Source organism: Streptosporangium longisporum, assembly GCF_039534895.1.
Lineage (GTDB): Bacteria > Actinomycetota > Actinomycetes > Streptosporangiales > Streptosporangiaceae > Streptosporangium > Streptosporangium longisporum.
Genome location: NZ_BAAAWD010000022.1, coordinates 21991 through 41710, shown reverse-complemented (window position 1 = coordinate 41710; position 19720 = coordinate 21991). Strand labels below are relative to the sequence as shown.

Sequence of the window (19720 nt, the reverse complement as noted above, 5' to 3'; positions counted from 1 at the left end):
CTCGCGGCGTCGGCCGGGGACGCATAGCCTTGCCTGAGTCGTAGGGAGGGCACATCGTGACCGGGCGGCCGACGAACTGGGCGGGCAACATCACCTATGGGGCGGCGCGGTTCCACCGTCCCGCGACCGTCGAGCGGCTCCAGGAGCTGGTCGCCTCGAGCGACGCGATCCGGGCACTCGGCACCCGGCACTCCTTCAACGAGATCGCCGACCGTCCCGGCGGGGACCTCGTCTCCCTGGAGGACCTGCCCGGCACCCCGGAGCTCGACCCGGCGCGCGGCACGGTCACGGCCGGCGCCGGCGTGCGGTACGGCGAACTGAGCCGGTGGCTGCACGGCGAGGGGTACGCGCTGCACAACCTCGGCTCCCTGCCGCACATCTCGATCGCCGGCGCCTGCGCCACGGCCACGCACGGCTCCGGCGACGCCAACGGCAACCTGGCCACGGCGGTGTCCGGCCTGGAACTGGTCACCGCGGACGGCGAGATCACCGTCCTCGACCGGCGGCGGGACGGCGACCGCCTCGCCGGCGCGGTCGTCGGGCTCGGCGCCCTGGGCGTGGTCACCCGGGTGACCCTCGACGTGGTCCCCACCTTCGAGGTGCGGCAGTACGTCTACGAGAACCTGCCCTGGGCCGCCCTGGAGGAGCACTTCGAGGAGATCACCTCGGCCGCGTACAGCGTGAGCATGTTCACCGGGTGGAACGGCCCCGTGATCGACCAGGTCTGGGTGAAGCGGCGCGACGGCGAGACCGGATCGTGGGAGCCCGCGCCGCGCTGGCTCGGTGCCGTGGCCGCCCCGGCCGACCGGCACCCCCTGCCCGACATGTCCGCGGTCAACTGCACCGCGCAGATGGGCGTGCCCGGCCCCTGGTACGACCGGCTGCCGCACTTCCGCCTGGGGTTCACGCCGAGCAGCGGGGAGGAGCTGCAGTCGGAGTACCTCCTGCCGCGCCGGTACGCGCTCGCCGCGCTGCGCGCGCTGGACGGGATCAGGGAGACGGTGGCCCCCGTCCTGCAGATCTCGGAGATCCGCACCGTCGCCGCCGACGATCTCTGGCTGAGCCCCTCGTACGGCCGGGACGTCGTCGCCGTCCACTTCACCTGGAAGCAGGACTGGCCCGCGGTGCGGCGGGTGCTCGCCGTGGTCGAGGAGGCGCTGGAGCCGTTCGAGGCCCGCCCGCACTGGGGCAAGCTCTTCCTCACGCCCCCCGGCCGTCTGGCCTCCCTGTACGAGCGGCTGCCCGACTTCCGGAAGCTGGCCGCCGACCTCGACCCGGCGGGCAAGTTCCGCAACCCGTTCCTGAACGATCACCTCTTCGCGGGGGACGTCCCCTCCTGAGGGAGGCCGCCGGGAGGCGGTGATGTCGGCGGGATCGGTCCGGCACCGCCGGCCGGGAGCCGTCGCCCGGCGATCGGGTTCACCGGTTCCTGACCGGTCACAGCCACAACCTTGATCTGCGCATCGGCGCATCAGCGGATCGCATGAGCAGATTCGGGTAGCTAACTCCCATCACGGTGGTAACAGCGCGATATCCACCATAGAGATCGCGAACGAACACGTGTGACGAGGGGGAAACGCATGAAACGCAATACCGTCGTGCGGGCGATGCACGACGTCGGACTGGCCGCCTGGTTCGGAGGCTCGCTGATGGGCGCGGTGGGCCTCAACGGTGCCTCCGGCGTGGTCAGCGACAGGAACGAGCGGCTGCGGGTGGCGAACTCCGGCTGGATGCGATGGAAGCCGGTGAACGCCCTGGGCATCGGCCTGCACCTGGTCGGCGCCGTCGGCCTGCTCGGGGCCAACAGCAGCCGGGTGGCGCACCAGAAGGGGGTGGGGGCGAGCACCGCGGTCAAGGGGGCACTGACCATCGCGGCGCTGGCCGCGACCGCCTACAGCGGGGCGCTCGGCACCAAACTGGAGAACGCGGGCGACGTACCGGCGGAGAGCGGGGTCAAGCCCGAGAAGGAGACCCCGCAGGACGTCGCCAAGGCGCAGCAGCAGCTGCGCGTCATGCAGTGGGTCATCCCGGCCGTCACCGGGACGCTTCTCGTCCTGACCTCCCTGCACGGGGAGCAGCAGCGACCCGGCGAGGTCCTCCGGGGCGTCATACGCAAGACGTTCACCAAGTAGGACGAGGGGTCGCGGGCGGACACCCGGCCGCGCCGGGCCACCCTCGACCGGAACGGCATGGCTCTCCCGGACAGGGGAGGGTCATGCCCGCCCGGCCCCCAGCCATGCCAGAGGCCGGGGCACCCCGCGGTGCCGCAGCGCCATCCCGGCGGCGAAGGTGACCCACGCGGCGGCCGTGGCCGTCTGGACACCGAACTCGTCCCGTGCCAGCCGGATCCCGGCCGGCGGGACCAGCGCCACCCACCCGGCACGGCTCCAGGGGATCTCACCCCGCTCGGCCCGGTACAGCGCCGTCCCGGCGAACATGGTGGCCATGATCAGCAATCCCTGCCAGGGCCCGGGATAGCTCTGGTTGACGGCCGGCAGGACCAGGACGGTGCCGCCGACGACGACCGCGCCCACGCGCCGCACCGCGTCCGACCCCCCCAGCACGGCGGTCAGGCCCGCCACCACCGGTATGATCACCAGCAGCGTGACCGCCAGCATCCGGCCCGATCCTCCGGCCGACAGCAGCGCGACCGGGAACGCGCCCGCACCCAGCACCGCCACGGCCGTGAAGCCGAGCGCACCCGCGGTGCTCCCGCGGTTCAGGCCGAGGACGAACATCGCGGTCAGCAGCAGGTAGAAGGCCATCTCGTACGAGAGCGTCCACAGCACGTTGACCAGGTTCGGCATGGACAGCAGGTTCTGCAGCATCGTCAGATGCCCCAGCGCCAGGGAGACCGGCCGAGAGGTCCACCAGACGTGCGCCTCGTCCCAGCCCATGGCCACCAGCAGCGTCATACCCGCCACGCACAGGCCGAACAGCGGGTACAGCCGTAAGAGGCGGGATGTCCAGAAGGCCCGTAGGCTGCCCCGCCGCTCCAGTGACGCGGGGACGATGTAGCCGCTGATGAGGAAGAACACCATCACCCCGTACCAGCCGGGTTCGAAAGCGACCTTGACCGGAAATCGCGCCTCGGGCAACAGCGGTTCAAGCGCGTGCTCGAAGGGCTGTTGATCGTCCGCGAGTCCCGGCCGGATCGACCCCCGGTGAGACCGTCCCCCTCACCTGGGGTTCTTCCTGTCGGAGGTGGAGAAGTCGGCCAGGTTCACGTGGCGACCGGGATTCGCCTCTGCCGGAACCGACGACGCCCGGTGCGGTGGAGGGATCACCTTCTGTTGCGGCGCCATGAAGGAGCTCCCGCTCTGCCCGATGGTTCAGTGAGGTGTTTCAGCGGGTCAGTCGATCCGCTGGCAGATCGTCACCGGCAGCCGGGGGGACCACGTCGCGGTGGCGTCGTCGTACGCGCGGGCGTATCCGTTCTTCGCGCCGAAACAGGGGGCGGCGATCGTCGTGTCCACGTAGATGGCCCCGCCGGGGGTGATGGAGTGCGTCCGGGCGGTCTGCCACTTGGAGAACGCCGTCCGGCCGGTGTTGTACTTGACGACCAGGTAGACGCGGCGGCCGACGGTGAAGTTACCGCCGGCGACCTTGAGGTGGCCGTCGAAGGTGTAGCTGAACAGGAAGCTGGGGGAGGCGGCGTTGGTGACGCCCGAGGCGGACACGGCCGACACGGCCGACACGGCCGACGCGTTCGCGGCGGTGCCCAGGACCGGGATGCCCAGGGCGACGATTCCGGCGGTGGCGGTGACTCCGAGCAGGGTGCGGATGGTGCGGTTCATCGGGTCTCCTGAGTGAACCGTGCGGTTCGGGATGCTCTGGCGGTCGGGGCTTGCACCACCATTGATAGGCCGTCCCGGCTGCAGGGCGCTTTCAACGACCTTCGCGGCGCTTACGGCGGCCCTGAAACCCGCATGCAGGGGTCTCCAGGAACCTCCGGGCGGGTGACAGGAAGTACCGCTTGTCACGACGGGTGAAAGGCGTTACTGGTCGCGACGACATCTGACGTACTACGCGGGCAGTCCCAGCGTGCGGGCCTGGCAGCGCATGGCGTGGTCGAAGGCGGCCGGCCGGTCGAGGATCGTGTTGTCGAACTGGCCGAACATCTCGAAGCTGATCCAGCCGAAGAGCCCGGTCCAGGCGATCAGGCTGCGGACGATCACGTCGTCGGGCACGTCGGGCATGAGTGCGCGCACGCGTGCCGCGTCGTCGTGGAAGGGCGCGGGAACGGGCGGGTGGCCGTCGTCCGGGGGGTTCAGGGCCCCGGCCCGGTGGGCGTCGGAGACGATCCGGCCGTAGACGACGGTGTCGCGGATCGCGGCGGAGACGGTGTCCTGCGGCGCCTTGTAGCCGGGGACGGGGGAGCCGTACAGCAGGGCGTACTCGTGCGGATGGGCCAGCGCCCAGTCCCGTACGGCGTGACAGACCACCGTCCACCTGCCCGCGTGGTCCTCGCGCGGCACGGCCGCGTCGGCGTTCTCCACGGCCTCGCCGAGGGCGTTGTAGCCGTCGATGATCAGGGCCGTGAGCAGGTCGTCCCGTGAGGGGAAGTAGCGGTAGATCGCCGAGGAGGCCATGCCCATCTCGCGGGCGACGGCGCGCAGCGACAGGCCGCTCGCGCCGTCGACGGCCAGTTGCCTGCGGGCGACGTCGGCGATCTCGCGGGTCAGCTCGGCCCTGACCCTCTCGCGCGCGGTGCGACTCGAACTCATGCCCCGACCATATCAGAGCACCCGAAAGAAACGAGAGCACTGCTCTTGACGAACGATGCTCTTTTGAGAGAGCATTGCTCACAGAACGGAACGACAATCTCTGAAGGGGTCATCTCCGGCTCGTCCGGACCCGGTGAGCCCGCGCCGCCGATCATCAGTGAGGAAAGAGGCATCATGGCCAAGCACGTCATCGCCGGAGCCGGTCAGGTCGGCTCGGAGGTCGCCCGGCTGCTGGCCGGACAGGGACACGAGGTCGTCCTCCTCAGCCGCTCGGGCTCGGGTCCCGACCTTCCGGGCGTCAGCAGGGTCGCCGCCGACGTGAGCGACCGCGAGCGGCTCACCGCCCTGACCGGGGGCGCCGCGGTCCTCTACAACTGCGTCAACCCGCGCTACCACGAGTGGGCGCGCGACTGGCCTCCGCTCGCCGCGTCGCTGCTGGGGGCCGCCGAGACCACCGGCGCCGGATACGTCATCCTCGGAAACCTCTACGTCTACGCGGCCCCCGACCGGCCGATGCGCGAGGACGACCCGCTGGAGGCGCCCAGCGCCAAGGGGGCGATCCGGGCCCGGGTGTGGCGACAGGCCCTGGCCTCGCACGAGGCGGGCCGCTCCAGGGTCACCGAGGTGCGCGGCTCCGACTACTTCGGCCCCGGCTGCCTCGACCAGTCGCACCTGGGGGAGAGGTTCGTCCCCGCCCTGCTGTCCGGCAGGCCCGTCCGCTTCGCCGGGGACCCCTCCCAGCCGCACAGCTGGACCTACGTGCCCGACGTCGCGCGGACGCTGATCGCGGCGGGCGAGGGCGACCGCGCCTGGGGCCGCGCGTGGCACGTCCCGACGAACGAGCCGATGACGGCACGCGAGGTCGCCGCGCGCCTGTGCGCGCTCGCCGGGGTCCCCGACCCGGGGGTCAGGGCCATGCCCCACCTGCTGCTGCGCGCCGCCGGGGTCTTCTCGCCGATGCTCAGGGAGCTGGAGGAGCTGCGCTACCAGTTCGTCCGCCCGTTCGTGCTCGACTCCACCGCCACCCGGGAGACGTTCGGGATCGAGCCGACCCCGATGGACGAGGCGCTGACCGCGACGCTGGCATGGTGGCGCACGCGCCTGGCCGCCGCGGCATAGGAAGGCGCACCCCGTACCCTCTGAGCATGAAGCTCGCCGTCATCGGCCTCGGGGACATCGCGGAGAAGGCGTACCTGCCCGTCCTCGGCGCGACCCCGGGCCTGGACCTGCACCTGTGCACCCGCGACCGCGCCAGGCTCGACCGGCTCGGCGACGCCTACCGGATCGGGCGGCGGTTCTCCTCGGTGGAGGAGGTGATCGACGCGGGCGTCGAGGCGGCCTTCGTGCACGTGGCGACCACGGCGCACCCGCAGGTCGTCGAACCGCTGCTGCGCGCGGGCGTGCACGTCTACCTGGACAAGCCGATCGCCTCCACCCTCGCCGGGTCCGAACGGCTGGTGGAGCTGGCCCGGGAGAACGGGCGGTCGCTGCTCGTCGGCTTCAACCGGCGCAGGGCACCGGGCTACGCCGCCCTGCGCGATCTTCCCCGCGACCTGGTGGTGATGCAGAAACACCGGGCCCGCCACCCGGCCGACCCTCGGACCGTCGTCTACGACGACTTCATCCATGTCGTGGACACGCTCAGGTTCCTGGTGCCCGGCGAGGTCGAGGAGACCGGCATCCGCGTCCGGGTCGTGGACGGGCTGCTGGAGCACGTGACGCTGGAACTCTCCGGGGACGGCTTCACCGCCTTCGGCATCATGAGCAGGATGAGCGGCTCGGCCGAGGAGACCGTGGAGGTGACGGGAGGCGGCGCCAGGCGCCGGGTGGTCAACCTGGCGGAGGTGCTCGACCACTCCGGGGGCGAGACCCTGACCCGGCGGGGCGACTGGACCCCGGTCTCCCGGCAGCGGGGCATCGAGCAGGTCTGCCGGGAGTTCCTCGACGCGGTCGGTTCCGGCACCGTCGTGGACGCCGGTGACGCGCTGGTCACCCACGCGATCTGCGAGGACATCGTCGCCGCCGCGACCTGACGGGACGACCGGGGGCGAGGCGTCGCGACCGGCCGGCCGCGGCGGTCCAGGGCGTCGAGGCCGGCCGCGACGGTCCGGCTCACGCCGTCCCGGTCCCCAGGTCCGGGACGGCGGCGTCCGTCAGTGGTCGCGGCCCGGCCGGCCGTCGCCCTCGTCGTCGAGGTCGACCTCGACGTGCTCCTTGCGGACCTTGCCGGAGACCCTCTCCTGCTCGGTGACCTGCTCCTTGCTCATGCGGATCTGCTCGACCGGCACCGCCTCGGTGGTGACGACCGGCCGCTCCGCGTGCAGGGTGACCTCGTGCTCGGCCTCGGTGATGTCGGGGCCGCTCATCGCGTCGGCGCGGTTGGCGTCGGTGACGGGCTCACGCTCGATGCGCACCTCCTCGCGAGTGACGGGTACGGTGACCTGCTCCTCCTCGGTGACCACGTACTTGCGCAGCCGTGCCCGGCCCGTCTCCTGGGAGCGGGTGTCGACGTTGAGCTTCTCCTCGGAACGGGTCATCGCGTCGTCGTCGTGCCGGTCGCGTCCCTGCGTGCCGGGCATCGGACGGTCGGCCCCCGGACGGGGCCCCGGGCGCGGACCCGGGCCGGGAACCGGCGCGCGTCCGGTGTTCCCCTGCATGCCCGCGTTCCCCTGCATGCCCGCGCGGGTGCGGTCGCCCTGGCCGGGCCTGTCGTTCCCGCCCCAGCTGACGCCGTAGTACTCGTAGAGCCTGTGCTCCTCGTCCTGGGACAGGTGCCCGCCGGACTCGACGTCGACGTTGGGGGCGTCCTTGATGTGGGCCTTGTCGTACTCGACCTCCACGTGGTCGCCGACGACGGACGCCCGCTGGATGGGGACGAAGGTCTCCTTCATGCCGAACAGCCCGGTCTTCACGCACAGCCACTCGGGCTTGCCGGTGCTGTCGTCGAGGTAGACGTGCTTGATCTCGCCGACCTTCTGGCCCGCGGAGTCGTAGAGCTGGTGGTCGATCACCATCGGGATCTGCTCTTGGGTAATCATTCGTTTTCTCCCCCATGTTGGCTTCCTCACTGCCATACCTCTAAAAACACGAAGGAAACGAATGAAAGGGACAAAAGCCCTAAAATACCTTAAAGTCGGCATGGATCATCGGCGGGAGGCGGGGCCGTCCACCGGGCCCGGGGACACCCCCGGCGAGGTGTTCATGGTGGGGTTCGTACGGGCGTGAGAGGGAGTGCGGGGAGACGGATGTGGATGTCACGCTTCGCCAGGTCGCGGGTAGTGTTGTGGTGCACCCGGAAATCCTGGACGGCGTCCATCCGGCCGCCCCCGGCGGGCGGGGCCGAGCCGGAGAGCGGCGAGGAGTGGTGGGCATGGCACGCGGGCCAGGGTCCGGCCGGTCGGCCGCGAGATCGGCCGTGATCGGCCCGGGAGCGGTTCCCCCGCCCGTGCGGAGGCTCCCCGTGACGACCGGTGTGACGTGCCCATGACCGATTCCCGGGCGCGTCGCGACCCCCCTACCGGGAGATACGTTGTTATCGACCGGCGTCTTCGGGCAATCGTGGAGGAACGCGCAGATCTGGCAGGGTCCGACGAGGGACACCTGCCGTCCCGTAGTGACTGAGGGGATGAACGTGCCGGAACTTGTGGTCGGACCGATGCTGCGCTACGTCGACGAGGTGAGCGCGTCGGTGTGGATGGAGACGAGCGAGCCGTGCGAGGTGACGGTCGAGGTCGCCGGCGTGCGTTCCGAGGCCAGGACGTTCACCGTCCACGGGCACCACTACGCGATCGTGGACGTCCGCGACGGCGGGACCTACGAGGTACGCCTGGACGGCACGACGGTCTGGCCGCTGCCGGACCACCCGCCGAGCCGGATCCGCCTGCTCGGCCCCGACGGGCCGCAGAAGGTGATGTTCAGCTCCTGCCGCACCAGCGTGCCGCACGACACCCTGCACACGATCTCCCACGGGGTGGACGTGCTGCGCGCGTACGGGTGCACGCTGATGGAGGCCCCCGAGGAGCGCTGGCCCGACATGGTGCTGCTCCTGGGCGACCAGGTCTACGCCGACGAGCCGTCCTCGGAGATGCTGGAGTTCATCGCGAACCGCAGGGACAGCGACCCCAAGAAGGAGATCGCCGACTTCGAGGAGTACGCCGAGCTGTACCGGATCGCGTGGACCGACCCGGAGATCCGCTGGATCCTCTCCACCGTGCCCACCGCGATGATCTTCGATGACCACGACCTGCGTGACGACTTCAACACCTCCATCTCCTGGCGTACGGCGATGGAGAAGGTCTCGTGGTGGCGGCACCGGGTGATCTCCGGGCTCGGCGCCTACTGGGTCTACCAGCACCTGGGCAACATGTCGCCGCAGGACCGGGCCGTGGACGAGGTGCTGAACAAGGTGTGCGCGGCCGAGGGGGACGGGGCCGAGATCCTGGACGCGTTCGCCGAGCACGCCTACGACGTGCCCGCCGACAGCCGGTGGAGCTACGCCCGCGACCTCGGGGCCACCCGCCTGATCATGCTCGACTCCCGCTGCTCCCGGCAGCTCGACCCCGGCGACCGGCGCATGCTGGACCCGGTGGAGTGGGAGTGGCTCACCGAGCAGCTGCAGCGGGAGGGTGCGGAACGTTTCGTGATCGGCTCGTCGGTGCCGTTCCTGCTGCCCGCGGGCATCCACCACATCCAGAACTGGAACGAGGCGCTGGCCCAGGGGGCCTGGGGCAAGGGCGTGGCGCGCGTGTCGGAGATGCTGCGCCAGGCCGTCGACCTGGAGCACTGGGCGGCCTTCCGCCGCTCCTTCGAGGACCTGTCCAGGCTGCTGGCCGGGCTGGGCAAGCCGGTGATCGTGCTCTCCGGCGACGTGCACTACTCCTACGTCGCCAAGGCCCGCGAGCTGCCCATCCACCAGCTGGTCTGCTCCCCGATCCGCAACCCGCTGAGCCGCACCCTCCGGCTGGCCAACATCTTCGCCCAGTTCGGCATCGCCAGCCTGGTCGGCCGCCTGCTCTCCCGGACGGTGAAGATCCCCAGGCCGCCGTTCAAGTGGCGCATCACCAACGGCCCGTGGTTCTCCAACGCGGTGGCCGTCCTGCGCCTGGACACCTCCCCGGTCTCGGTCCGGTGGGACACCGCCACCGGCACCGAGATCACCGAGATCACCACGGTGGAGCTGGAGGACACCCCGGCCCGCCCGGCGCGGCCCCGCGAGGCCGGGCGCGTCGCGAGCTGACGCTCCCCGGCACCCGCGGGGGAGCGTCGTCCCCGCGGGCGGGCACCCGCCGGGGACCGTCCACGGCGCCCGGCGGGCGCTCACTCGCCGGCACCCGGCCCCGGCCGGTGCGCTCGGCCCCCGATCGGGCGGCCGGGCGCCGGCGGGATCACCGCGCGAGCTCCTCCAGGACGGCGCCGAGCCTGCCGATCGCCCACCGCAGGTCGTCCTCGGAGACGACCAGCGGCGGGGCGAGGCGGACGGTCGAGCCGTGGGTGTCCTTGGCCAGCACGCCGTGGGCCATCAGCGCCTCGGAGATCTCCCGTCCGCTCGCCAGGGACGGGTCGATGTCGACACCGGCCCACAGGCCGCGCCCGCGCACGGCCACCACGCCGTGGCCGATCAGGGCCCGCAGCTCCTCGTGCATGACCGCGCCGAGCTCCCTGGCGCGGGCCTGGTACTCGCCGGTGGCGAGCATCCCGACGACCGTGCTCGCGACCGCGCAGGCCAGCGGGTTGCCGCCGAAGGTGGAGCCGTGCTGGCCCGGCCCGATCACGCCGAGCACGTCCGCGTTCGCGGTGATCGCCGAGACCGGCACCACGCCGCCGCCCAGCGCCTTGCCCAGCACGTAGACGTCGGGGACGACGCCCTCGTGGTCGCAGGCGAAGGTCTCGCCGGTACGGCCGAGGCCCGACTGGATCTCGTCGGCGATCATCAGCACGTTCTCCGCGGTGCACAGCTCGCGGACCTGGGTGAGGTAGCCGTCCGGCGGGACCAGCACCCCGGCCTCGCCCTGGATGGGCTCCAGCAGCACCGCGACCGTGTCGGCGTCGATCGCCTCGCGGACCGCCTCGGCCGACCCGTACTTCACGATCCGGAAGCCGGGGGTGTACGGGCCGAAGCCGCCGCGGGCGTCGGGGTCGGTGGAGAAGCCGACGATCGTGGTGGTCCGGCCGTGGAAGTTGTCCTCCATCACGACGATGTTGGCCCGGTCGGGGGTCACGCCCTTGACCTCGTACCCCCACTTGCGGGCCACCTTGATCGCGGTCTCCACGGCCTCGGCGCCGGTGTTCATCGGCAGGACCATGTCCTTGCCGGTGAGGTCGCCCAGGCCGGCGGCGAAGTCGGCGAAGCGGTCGTGGAAGAAGGCGCGGCTGGTGAGGGTGAGCCGGGAGAGCTGCTCCTGCGCGGCGGCGACGATCTGGGGGTTGCCGTGCCCGAAGTTCAGCGACGAGTAGCCCGACAGGCAGTCCAGGAACCGCCGGCCCTCCACGTCGACCACCCAGGCGCCCTGCGCCTCGCTGATCACGACGGGCAGGGGGTGGTAGTTGTGCGCGCTCCGGCGCTCGCTCAGCTCGATGAACTCGTCCGTGCCGGTCATGCGTCCACCCCTTCCGGGCCCGGGGCCGTCGCGCCCGCGACGCGCTCCCTGATCTCCAGCGTGCAGCACTTGGGTCCGCCGCCGGCCTTGCGCAGCTCCGACAGGTCCACCGGGACGACCTCGAAGCCGCGGCGCTTGAGCTCCAGCTGCAGGCCCCCGGCCTCGGCGCTGATCACCACGTTGACGCCGTCGCTGACCGAGTTGAGGCCGAACGTGACCGCGTCCTCCTCGCTCGCCAGGACGGCGTCGGGGAAGAGGGTCCGCAGGACCTCCCGGCTCCCCGGGGAGAACGCTTCAGGGAAGTATGCCACGTTATGTCCGCTTAGCGGGAAGAGTGCCGTGTCCAGGTGGTAGAACCGCGGGTCCACCAGCTGCAGCGTCACCACCGGCCGGCCCAGGAACTCCTGCGCCTCCTTGTGGGCGCTGATGTCGGTACGGAAACCGGTCCCGGCCAGCACCAGGTGGTCCAGGGTGAGGAAGTCGCCCTCGCCCTCGTTGACGAAGGCCGCCTCGTGCACCCGCTCGTAGCCGTTCTGGGTGAACCACCTCAGGTACGCGGGTCCCTCGGCCGCGCGCTGGGGGTAGGCGAACCGCGCGCCGTAGACCCGCCCGTCCACGACCAGCGCCCCGTTGGCGGAGAAGACCATGTCCGGCAGGCCCTCGAGCGGCTCGATCAGGCTCACGCGGTGCCCGAGGTCGAGGTAGACGTCCCTGAGCGTCTCCCACTGCCTGATCGCCGTCGCGCGGTCGGCACCGGCCTCCGGGTGCATCCACGGATTGATCGCGTACTCGACCGCGAAGTGGTCGGGCCGGCACATCAGGTAATGCCTCGTCATCGATAACCCCGTTACGAAAGGTCTGGCGGCGGGCGCCGCCGGATCCCCGGCGGCGGCGTCATCAGCCTAGGAACGGCGTTACCGCAGGCCAAGGGGGCGTTCTTGCGTTACGCCACAGGATTGCCGCGTCTGTCAGGCGAAGAACGGCGATTCGTTGTGCGGGGCGACGAACGGCTCGCTGCGCGAGGTCACCAGCGGTGCCTCGATCAGCCGGGAGAGCACGATGGAGCTCTTGGTCCGCACCACGAACGGCTCGGCCGCGATGCGCTCGATCACCCGCTCCACGTGCCGCACGTCGGTGGCCCTGATGTGCAGCAGGGCGTCGGCCTCCCCGGTGATCGTGCACGCCGACACCACCTCGGGATGGCGGCCGATCGCCACCCCTATCTCCGACGGGGACGTCTTGCCCGCGCAGAACAGCTCCACGTACGCCTCGGTGGTCCAGCCGAGCGCCGCGGGCTCCACCCGGGCGGTGAAACCGGTGATGGCCCCGGTCTCGCGCAACCGGTCCACCCGGCGTTTCACCGCCGACGCCGACAGGCCCACCCGCTGCCCGATCTCCGCGTACGTGGCGCGGGCGTCCTCGACGAGTGCCCCGATGATGTCGCGATCAAGCCTGTCCAGTTCCACGCAGACCTGTATACAGCCAACGGGCTCCGGGCCGTGCGGTCACCGGCCCGGGACGGGAAAGGCCGCCGGACGGATGATCCGTCTGGCGGCCTTCACGGGCCCGGGGGGGAGCGGGGGTCAGGTGCGCTCGGCCTCGCCGCCGGCCTGCTCCTGCGCCTCCTCGGGGGAGGCCTCCAGGTCGTCGCCCGCCTGGGCGAGCGCGGTCTGCTTGTCCAGGCCGACCCAGCTCGTGATGCTCTCGACCGCGAACAGCACGCCCAGGTAGAGCGTGAGCGCGGCCAGCACCCACGTGAGCACGCCCAGCGCGGCACCCACGCCGATGATCAGGAGTCGCAGCTCCCAGCCCAGGCCCGCCCGGAACACCCAGGCGGCCGGCCAGATGCTCTGCCGCGTCCGGTACACCGTGTCGTAGGTGTGGTAGCCGATCACGTAGATCAGCACGTACAGCAGCCACTTGGGCGCCTCGGCCGCCAGGCCGATCAGGATGATCGTGAGGAACTCGGTACCGCGGATCAGCGGCGGCACCAGCCAGTCGAGCCTGCCCAGGTGGTCACGGGCGGCGGTGGGCAGCACCAGGACGATCATGACCAGCACCGGGGCGAGCAGGATCGGCCCGTCGTCGAGGATCCCGGCCACCGCCATGGCGACGATCACGACCAGCGCGGCGAGCGAGGCGGGCACCGCGGGCAGGCCGGGCCCGACCCTGCCGCGCAGCAGCGTCACCAGCGGGCCGTCGTCGCGGTAGGCGAGCAGCCGCGCGGTCTGCATGCGCAGCCGCTCCTCGTACGGGTCCGCGGCGGGGACCGTCTGTGGCTGAGTGATCATGCGAAAGACCTCATCAGGCGTCCGGTGAGCGAGTAGGCGGCGCCGATGCCGCCCCAGATGATCAGGGTCAGGAAGGTGATCCTGGCGTCGAACAGGGCGCTGACGATCGCGATGGCGGCGAACCGCTCACCGATGGGGAACACGATCATCTTCCGGGCCCAGTGCACGGCCCGGTACCTGCCGGCCCTGCCCCACATCCTCAGCAGGCTGCGGACCACGCCGACCTGGGCGCTCTTGCGCTGCTCCAGAGCCTGGCGCAGGCCGGTGTCGGCGCTGACCGACAGCGACACCGAGGGCAGCGGGGACGGGGCCTTCCGCCGGTTGGCCGCGCCGTAGGAGAAGTCCAGCAGGTGCTTGATGGACTGCAGGCCGATCGCGATCAGCGCCAGCGTCCAGACGTCGCCCACCCCGGAGACCGCCGCGCCGACCGCGAGGCCGGCGAAGACCACGTACTCCTTGAAGCGGTCGAAGGTGGCGTCCAGCCACGCCCCGAGCACGCCGAACTGGCGGGCGTACCGCGCGACCTGGCCGTCCACGCAGTCGAACACGAACGCGAAGTAGATCAGCACGCCGCCCGCGACCATCCAGACCCGCTCGCCGGTGGCGAAGCAGAGCGCCGCCGCCACGCCCAGCGCGATCGAGATCAGCGTGACCTGGTTGGGGGTCAGCCCCTTCCGGGCCGCCCAGCGGGCGATGAACCGGGAGTAGGTGCTGACGAAGTAGGTGGTGAAGAAGCCGTCGGCGCCCTTGACCGCGTTGTTCAGCCGGGCCCGGTCCTCGTTGAAGGTGGACATCTCGGCCACGGCCTCGGCGGCCTGCGCGGGGTCGTACACCCTGCGGTAGAACAGGTCGCGGCGGCCTCGGATGCCGACCGAGACGCCCTTGCGCACCAGGCCCAGGACCAGCAGCTGGACCAGGTCGTCCTCGGGCCCCAGCAGGTGGGCCATGTCGGCCAGCTCCCGGGCGGCCTCGGCCAGGACCGGCGCGTGCTTGTGGTGCAGGTGCAGCGGGCCGAGCAGGACCGCGTTGGGCCGGGTCACCGCGTGGAAGGCCGAGCCCACCGAGATGACCCGGGACCTGCGGGCGCGGACCCGGACGGGCAGCCCCTCCAGCCATCGGTCGCCGATCTCCGGCTGCGCCTCCTCGATCGGGACGTCGGCCACGATGACGTCGCCGTTCTCGTCCTCCTCCCGCGGCTCCTTGGTGATCAGGGCCAGGGCGCCGCGCTTCGACTTGGTGATCTGGTAGATCAGCTCGTCGTGGATCAGCGAGTTCGTCGGCAGGAACAGCAGGTTCTCGGTGGCGCCCTCGACCGCGTCGGCGATGGCGCGCAGGTCGCCCGCCAGATCGGCGGTCTCCACCAGGAGGCCGGGAAATCCCCGGTGGGCCGGGGCGTCGTCGGCGCGGACGATCGTCACCGGCTCGGGGTCGAGTGAGGCGAGCTGGCCGTGCAGCCTGCCGATCACCGTGGGGCAGCCGGGCAGCGCGGGCAGGGTCGACGCGGCGGGCGGCGTCGCCTGACCGGGAGCGGTATCGGGGCCGGGCGAAGAGCCCAGCAGGACCACGCGGGGCATGGCACCCTTTCGTGCGGAGACGGGTGTGAGGCGGTGTACCGGGGGCGGCATTTCGCCAGAGGCCAAAGTTTAGTGAGTTTTGGGTGAACAACACGCACCGATGATCCGACCGTGTCGTTCACCCATGCTTCCACCTCTGCCGGCCCGGTGGCCCCACTACACTGTGCGGGTGAGTCTGTACCGTGATGACGGCATCGTGCTGCGCACCCACAAGCTGGGAGAGGCCGATCGCATCGTCACCGTGCTGACCCGGCGGACGGGCAAGATCCGTGGTGTCGCCAAGGGCGTGCGGCGCACCATGTCACGATTCGGTGCCCGTCTCGAACCGTTCACCCACGTCGACCTCCAGCTGCACACCGGCCGCACGCTCGACGTGATCACCCAGGCCGAGACCATCCGGTCCTACGGCGGGCCGCTGGTGATCGACTACCCGCGCTACACGGCCGGCACCGCGATGCTGGAGACCGCCGACCGCCTGATCATGGGGGAGAAGGAGCCGGCGCTGCGCCAGTTCCTGCTGCTCGTCGGCGGCCTGCGCACCCTCGGCTCGGGGGAGCACGAGGCCAGGCTCGTGCTGGACGCCTACTTCCTGCGCTCCCTGGCCGTGGCCGGCTACGCCCCCGCCCTGGAGGCGTGCGCCCGGTGCAGGGCCGTCTCGGTACGGGCCTTCGCCATCGTGGCCGGCGGCGTGGTGTGCGGGACGTGCCGTCCCGCGGGCGCGGCCGTGCCCGAGGGGGAGACCCTGGCCCTGATGGCGGCGCTGCTGCGGGGCGACTGGGCCACCGCCGACGCCTCCCGCGGCAGGCACCGCGCCGAGTGCAGCGGCCTGGTCGCCGCCTACCTCCAGTGGCACCTCGAACACGGCATACGCTCTCTTCGACACGTAGAAAGGGAGCCCGTAACGTGAACGTCCGCCCGCCCGCCCCGCACCCCTCCGGCGCCGTCCCGCCCCCGATCCCGAGGGATCTCGTGCCCCGGCACGTGGCGATCGTGATGGACGGCAACGGCAGGTGGGCCAAGCAGCGCGGCCTGCCCCGCACCGAGGGCCACAAGGCGGGCGAGGCGTCGCTGTTCGACGTGATCGAGGGCGCGATCGAGCTGGGCGTCCCCTACCTGTCGGCCTACGCCTTCTCCACCGAGAACTGGAAGCGCTCCCCGGACGAGGTCCGCTTCCTGATGGGCTTCAACCGCGACGTGATCCGCCGCCGCAGGGACGAGCTGCACGCGATGGGCGTACGGGTGCGCTGGGCGGGCCGTCCCGGGCGGCTGTGGCGCAGCGTCATCCAGGAGCTGCGCGACGCCGAGGAGATGACCGAGCGCAACTCCACGCTGACCCTGCAGTTCTGCGTCAACTACGGAGGCCGCGCCGAGATCGTCGACGCCGCCCTGCGCCTGGCCCAGGACATCGCCGACGGGCGGGTCAAGCCGGGACGGGTCCGCGAGGAGACCTTCGCCCGCTACCTGGACGAGCCGCAGATCCCCGACGTGGACCTGTTCGTGCGCTCCTCGGGCGAGCAGCGCATCTCCAACTTCCTGATCTGGCAGACGGCGTACGCCGAGATGGTCTTCCTCAACCGCCTCTGGCCCGACTTCGACCGCCGTGACCTGTGGGAGGCCTGCGAGACCTTCGCCAAGCGCGACCGCAGGTACGGCGGCGCCGTGCCCAACACCCTGCCCGACGACGGGCCCCGTGACCTGCCGGGCCCGCAGGCTTCGTAGAACCCGTAAGAGTCCGCAGAGCCCGGTGACCCGCCGACGCTGCCGGTCCGGGGACCGGTTCTTCCCGCGGCGGCGGGCTCAGACCCGCCGTCGCGCCCGGTAGGCGGCGACGTGCATCCGGTTGCCGCAGGTGCGGCTGTCGCAGTAGACCCGCGAGCGGTTGCGGGACTCGTCCACGAAGACGTGCTCGCAGTCGGGGGCCGAGCAGGTGCGCAGGCGTTCCCACTCGTTCTCGACCAGCAGGTGGGCCAGGGCGACCCCGATGTCGGCCGCCAGGTGATCGTGGAGCGAGGCGTCCGGGGCGAAGTAGTGGACGTGCAGGGGATGGCCGTCGTGCTCGGTCAGGCGCGGGGTGATGCGGGTCCGGCTGAGCAGGCTGTTCAGCCGGACGACCGCGGTGGGCTGGTCCGGGGCGGTGAAGACCTTGTGGAAGGCCTCGCGCAGGGCGCACACCTCGCCGAGGTCGGCGGCGCTCACCTCACCGACCCCGCTGATCTTCCAGCGTGCCACGAAGTCACCGAGTTCCCGCAGTCCGGTCAGGGTGTCCCGGCCCCCGGTGGAGGGGGAGGTGTTGACCAGGTCGACCGCGGTGGCGAGTGAGTGCACCATGTCATGTCCGAATGGCATGTTGCCTCCAGTAGAGGACGGTCGCGACGTGAGGACGCGTACGGCGGCTCGCCGTGTCGGAAGCGTATATCCCCGGCGGACCCGTGGCGCCCTCTCGCGCGCCACCCCCCGTCCACTCCCCGGCCACGCTCCGTCCCACGCCCCGCGCGATCCCTGGCGGGAGCGGCGCCCTCAGGCGCGGCTCGGGGTCCGGGCCTGCTCCGCGGTGGCGGCCGAGCACGAGGCGCAGGTGCCGAAGATCTCCACGGTGTGGGTGACGTCGGTGAAGCCGTGCTCGGAGCCGATCGTCTCGGCCCACCGCTCCACCGCGGGCCCGGCCACCTCGACCGTACGGCCGCAGACGCGGCAGACCAGGTGGTGATGGTGGTCACCGCTGGCACAGGCCCGGTAGACCGACTCACCGTCGTCGGTCCTCAGCGTGTCCACGCGGCCGGTGTCGGCGAGCGCCTGCAACGCCCGGTAGACGGTGGTCAGTCCGATCTTGGCGCCTTCCGCGCGCATCTCCGCGTAGACGTCCTGCGCGCTGCGGAAACCCTCGCTCTGGCGGAGGACCGCGTGGACGGCATCACGTCTGTTGCTCATGGGCTGGACTCCTGAGGTCGGCTTCGCCGTACGAATCTACCGAGCCCGAGGGCGAGGACGAATCCCACCAGGGCGACGACCACAATGATCGCACCCGGCGGGACCTCGACGTAGAAGGAGGAGGTCAGGCCGCCGACGGTGGCGATCATCCCGAAGACCATGGACAGGAACATCGTGCTCATGAACCCCCGGGTGAGCTGCTGGCTCGTCGCCACGGGCACCACCATCAGCGCGCTGACCAGGAGCAGCCCCACGACCCGCATGGCGATGACCACGGTCAGCGCGGCCGTGACGGCGATCAGCAGGCTGAGGAAGCGGACCGGCAGGCCGGCGGCCTTGGCCACCTCCTCGTCCTGGCAGAGCACGTACAGCTCCCGCCCGAACGCGGCCACCACGCCGAGCACCGCCACCGCCAGCAGGCCGATCGCCCACACGTCCTGAACGGTGACGCTGCTGATCGACCCGAACAGGTAGGACAACAGCGTGGCGTTGCTGCCGCCCGGGGCCAGCGAGATCAGCAGCACGCCCCCGGCGATGCCGCCGTAGAACAGCAGCGCGAGCGCCACGTCCCCGCTGGTCCTGCCGCGCGCGCGGACCAGCTCGATGGCCACGGCGCCGAGCACCGAGACCAGCACGGCGGTCAGCACCGGGGCGGTCCCGGTGAGGAAGCCCAGCGCCACCCCGGTCAGGGCGACGTGCCCGATGCCGTCTCCCAGCAGGGCCAGGCGCCGCTGGACCATGAACGTGCCGATGGCCGGGGCGGCCAGGCCGACCAGCAGGGCGGCGATCAGCGCCCGCTGCATGAAGTCGAAGCGCAGAAGCTCGATCACGACGTGGGCCTCCAGTCGAGCGGGCCCACCGGCGCCTGCACGGCGTGCGGGTGTACGTGGTCGTGGCCGGGCAGCGCGTGCGTGCCGACCGCCCGCGGAGGGGGGCCGTCGTGGCAGACGGACCCGTGCCGCAGGACCACCGCCCGGGTGATCAGCGGCTCCAGCGGGCCCAGCTCGTGCGCGACCAGCAGGACCGTCTTGCCCCGCGCGACCAGCACGGACAGGGTCTCGGCCAGGAGCAGCTGGCTCTCGGAGTCGACGCCCGCCGTCGGCTCGTCCATGACGAAGGTGTCGGGCTCCCCGGCGAGGGCGCGGGCGATGAGCACCCGCTGCTGCTGCCCGCCGGACAGCGACTGCACCGGATCGGAGGCGCGGTCGGCCAGGCCGACGGTCTCCAGCGCCCGCATGGTCGCCTCGCGGTCGGCCGCGCCGGTCGGACGCAGGCGCCGCTGCCTGGAGATCCGGCCGGAGGCGACGACCTCCCGGATCGTGGTCGGCACGCCGCCGCCCACCGAGAGCCGCTGGGGGACGTAGCCGATCCGCCACCATTCGCGGAACCGGTCGGGAGGGCTGCCGTACAGCAGGGTCCGGCCGCCGGACAGGGGGACGAGGCCGAGCAGGGCACGGACCAGGGTGGACTTCCCCGACCCGTTCGCGCCGAGCACGGCCACCGCCTCGCCGGGCTCCACGGACAGGTCGATCCCGCGAAGCACCGGACGGCGGTCCAGGTCGACCTGGCCGCCGTTCATGGTGAAAACCGCTGTAGTGGATGTC

At 71.5% G+C, this 19720-nt stretch carries 20 protein-coding genes; 7 read left to right on the top strand and 13 right to left on the bottom strand.

Features of this window, described 5'->3' with window-relative positions; genetic code table 11:
* Positions 1 to 56: 56 nt before the first annotated feature.
* Both ABD832_RS35575 and ABD832_RS35570 read left to right on the top strand, forming a co-directional pair.
* Positions 57 to 1340 (top strand): FAD-binding protein, encoded by a 1284-nt coding sequence (locus ABD832_RS35575; protein ID WP_344904818.1) that lies wholly within the window; start codon positions 57 to 59, stop codon positions 1338 to 1340.
* Between the two features lie 240 nt (positions 1341 to 1580).
* Positions 1581 to 2132 (top strand): hypothetical protein, encoded by a 552-nt coding sequence (locus tag ABD832_RS35570; RefSeq protein ID WP_344904815.1) that lies wholly within the window; start codon positions 1581 to 1583, stop codon positions 2130 to 2132.
* Positions 2133 to 2213: 81 nt separating this feature from the next.
* On the opposite strand, the gene ABD832_RS35565 is transcribed toward ABD832_RS35570, so the two are convergent.
* From ABD832_RS35565 to ABD832_RS35555, 3 genes are all read right to left on the bottom strand, one after another.
* Positions 2214 to 3098, bottom strand: coding sequence for an acyltransferase family protein (locus ABD832_RS35565; protein ID WP_344904812.1), 885 nt, complete (start codon positions 3096 to 3098; stop codon positions 2214 to 2216).
* 255 nt (positions 3099 to 3353) lie between these two features.
* A complete protein-coding gene (locus ABD832_RS35560; protein ID WP_344904809.1) occupies positions 3354 to 3797 on the bottom strand; it encodes a hypothetical protein in 444 nt (147 codons plus the stop codon).
* 228 nt (positions 3798 to 4025) lie between these two features.
* Positions 4026 to 4727, bottom strand: a complete 702-nt coding sequence (locus ABD832_RS35555) for a TetR/AcrR family transcriptional regulator (protein WP_344904806.1) — start codon at positions 4725 to 4727, stop codon at positions 4026 to 4028.
* Between the two features lie 174 nt (positions 4728 to 4901).
* Here ABD832_RS35555 and ABD832_RS35550 point away from each other — a divergent pair, with 174 nt between their 5' ends.
* Both ABD832_RS35550 and ABD832_RS35545 read left to right on the top strand, forming a co-directional pair.
* The gene (locus tag ABD832_RS35550) at positions 4902 to 5846 is read left to right on the top strand and encodes an NAD-dependent epimerase/dehydratase family protein (protein WP_344904800.1); all 945 of its coding nucleotides are present in this window, start codon (positions 4902 to 4904) and stop codon (positions 5844 to 5846) included.
* A gap of 26 nt (positions 5847 to 5872) precedes the next feature.
* Complete coding sequence (locus tag ABD832_RS35545; protein WP_344904797.1) at positions 5873 to 6760, top strand: Gfo/Idh/MocA family protein; 888 nt, start codon at positions 5873 to 5875, stop codon at positions 6758 to 6760.
* Between the two features lie 120 nt (positions 6761 to 6880).
* Here the strand turns inward: ABD832_RS35545 and ABD832_RS35540 are convergent, their stop codons facing one another.
* A complete protein-coding gene (locus ABD832_RS35540; RefSeq protein WP_344904794.1) occupies positions 6881 to 7765 on the bottom strand; it encodes a DUF2382 domain-containing protein in 885 nt (294 codons plus the stop codon).
* Between the two features lie 593 nt (positions 7766 to 8358).
* Between ABD832_RS35540 and ABD832_RS35535 the strand changes: the two genes are divergently transcribed.
* Positions 8359 to 9963: an alkaline phosphatase D family protein gene (locus ABD832_RS35535; RefSeq protein WP_344904791.1), complete on the top strand. Its 1605-nt coding sequence runs from the start codon at positions 8359 to 8361 to the stop codon at positions 9961 to 9963.
* Positions 9964 to 10111: 148 nt separating this feature from the next.
* On the opposite strand, the gene rocD is transcribed toward ABD832_RS35535, so the two are convergent.
* The 5 genes from rocD to ABD832_RS35510 all read right to left on the bottom strand — a co-directional run bounded on the left by rocD (position 10112) and on the right by ABD832_RS35510 (position 15188).
* Entirely contained in the window at positions 10112 to 11323 is a 1212-nt protein-coding gene (gene rocD / locus ABD832_RS35530; protein WP_344904788.1) for an ornithine--oxo-acid transaminase, read from the bottom strand.
* Complete coding sequence (gene ddaH, locus ABD832_RS35525; protein WP_344904785.1) at positions 11320 to 12159, bottom strand: dimethylargininase; 840 nt, start codon at positions 12157 to 12159, stop codon at positions 11320 to 11322. The genes rocD and ddaH overlap by 4 nt, the downstream gene beginning before the upstream one ends.
* A gap of 132 nt (positions 12160 to 12291) precedes the next feature.
* Complete coding sequence (locus ABD832_RS35520) at positions 12292 to 12789, bottom strand: Lrp/AsnC family transcriptional regulator (RefSeq protein ID WP_344904782.1); 498 nt, start codon at positions 12787 to 12789, stop codon at positions 12292 to 12294.
* A 117-nt stretch (positions 12790 to 12906) separates the two neighbouring features.
* The gene (locus ABD832_RS35515) at positions 12907 to 13614 is read right to left on the bottom strand and encodes a DUF5941 domain-containing protein (RefSeq protein ID WP_344904780.1); all 708 of its coding nucleotides are present in this window, start codon (positions 13612 to 13614) and stop codon (positions 12907 to 12909) included.
* Positions 13611 to 15188: a CDP-alcohol phosphatidyltransferase family protein gene (locus tag ABD832_RS35510; RefSeq protein WP_344904777.1), complete on the bottom strand. Its 1578-nt coding sequence runs from the start codon at positions 15186 to 15188 to the stop codon at positions 13611 to 13613. Before ABD832_RS35510 ends, ABD832_RS35515 begins: the two co-directional genes overlap by 4 nt.
* Positions 15189 to 15357: 169 nt before the next feature.
* On the opposite strand from ABD832_RS35510, the gene recO reads away from it, so the two are divergent.
* A complete protein-coding gene (recO, locus tag ABD832_RS35505; RefSeq protein WP_344904774.1) occupies positions 15358 to 16095 on the top strand; it encodes a DNA repair protein RecO in 738 nt (245 codons plus the stop codon).
* Positions 16092 to 16907, top strand: coding sequence for an isoprenyl transferase (locus tag ABD832_RS35500; protein WP_344904771.1), 816 nt, complete (start codon positions 16092 to 16094; stop codon positions 16905 to 16907). Before recO ends, ABD832_RS35500 begins: the two co-directional genes overlap by 4 nt.
* Positions 16908 to 16985: 78 nt before the next feature.
* Here ABD832_RS35500 and ABD832_RS35495 read toward each other — a convergent pair whose 3' ends face one another.
* The 4 genes from ABD832_RS35495 to ABD832_RS35480 all read right to left on the bottom strand — a co-directional run bounded on the left by ABD832_RS35495 (position 16986) and on the right by ABD832_RS35480 (position 19695).
* Positions 16986 to 17534, bottom strand: a complete 549-nt coding sequence (locus ABD832_RS35495) for a CGNR zinc finger domain-containing protein (protein WP_344904768.1) — start codon at positions 17532 to 17534, stop codon at positions 16986 to 16988.
* A 171-nt stretch (positions 17535 to 17705) separates the two neighbouring features.
* Complete coding sequence (locus tag ABD832_RS35490; RefSeq protein WP_344904765.1) at positions 17706 to 18116, bottom strand: Fur family transcriptional regulator; 411 nt, start codon at positions 18114 to 18116, stop codon at positions 17706 to 17708.
* Positions 18113 to 18946: a metal ABC transporter permease gene (locus ABD832_RS35485; RefSeq protein WP_344904762.1), complete on the bottom strand. Its 834-nt coding sequence runs from the start codon at positions 18944 to 18946 to the stop codon at positions 18113 to 18115. Before ABD832_RS35485 ends, ABD832_RS35490 begins: the two co-directional genes overlap by 4 nt.
* Positions 18943 to 19695: a metal ABC transporter ATP-binding protein gene (locus tag ABD832_RS35480; protein WP_344905414.1), complete on the bottom strand. Its 753-nt coding sequence runs from the start codon at positions 19693 to 19695 to the stop codon at positions 18943 to 18945. Before ABD832_RS35480 ends, ABD832_RS35485 begins: the two co-directional genes overlap by 4 nt.
* Positions 19696 to 19720: the final 25 nt, after the last annotated feature.